General features: G+C 61.0%; 1 protein-coding gene and 1 pseudogene. Both read left to right on the top strand.

The window, feature by feature from the left end:
- Positions 1–243, top strand: a pseudogene (hisZ, locus tag D8U18_RS18890) (ATP phosphoribosyltransferase regulatory subunit); the annotation flags it as partial.
- Positions 244–297: 54 nt separating this feature from the next.
- The coding region (locus D8U18_RS18885; protein ID WP_177435036.1) for an adenylosuccinate synthetase at positions 298–739 on the top strand (442 nt) is incomplete at its 3' end.

The following is a 739-nucleotide window of genomic DNA, read 5'->3' as shown; positions in this document are numbered from 1 at the left end:
ACCGATTTGAAAACCCTGGTGACCCTGGGGCGTGCTGAGATCGAGCTACCGTCTGGCGGTATCTGGATGCCTGACAGTACGGATGCGGCACTCTGGCAGCAGGTTTGCCAGTTGCGCAGTGAGGGTCAGCGTGTCGTTCAGGCCTTGCCTGGACAACCTTTGGCCGCCGCCCGTGAAGCGGACTGCGACCGGCAATTGATTCAGCAGAACGGGCTTTGGCAAGTATCGCCACTGGCTTCTTGAGTTTTCCTGCCGGCCGCCGCCGGCACCAAGTTTGCGCGAATGAGGACAAGTGTTATGGGTAAGAATGTCGTAGTCCTGGGCACCCAATGGGGTGATGAGGGCAAAGGCAAGATCGTTGATCTGCTGACCGAACATGCTGCCGCCGTAGTGCGCTACCAGGGTGGCCACAACGCTGGCCACACGCTGGTGATCGACGGTGAAAAAACTGTCTTGCACCTGATTCCGTCGGGCGTACTGCGCGAAGGCGTGCAGTGCCTGATCGGTAATGGCGTGGTGGTTGCACCTGACGCCCTGCTGCGGGAAATCAACAAGCTGGAAGAGAAAGGCGTACCGGTGCGTGAGCGCCTGCGCATCAGCCCTTCCTGCCCGCTGATCCTGTCCTTCCACGTTGCGCTGGACCAGGCCCGTGAAAAGGCCCGTGGCGAGCTGAAGATCGGCACTACCGGTCGCGGCATCGGCCCGGCCTACGAAGACAAGGTTGCACGTCGCGGCCTGC

Origin of the sequence: Pseudomonas sp. Sample_10 (assembly GCF_004321495.1) — a bacterium.
GTDB lineage: Bacteria > Pseudomonadota > Gammaproteobacteria > Pseudomonadales > Pseudomonadaceae > Aquipseudomonas.
The sequence above is the reverse complement of the archived record's forward strand: the minus strand, read 5'-3'. Positions and strand labels throughout refer to the sequence as shown.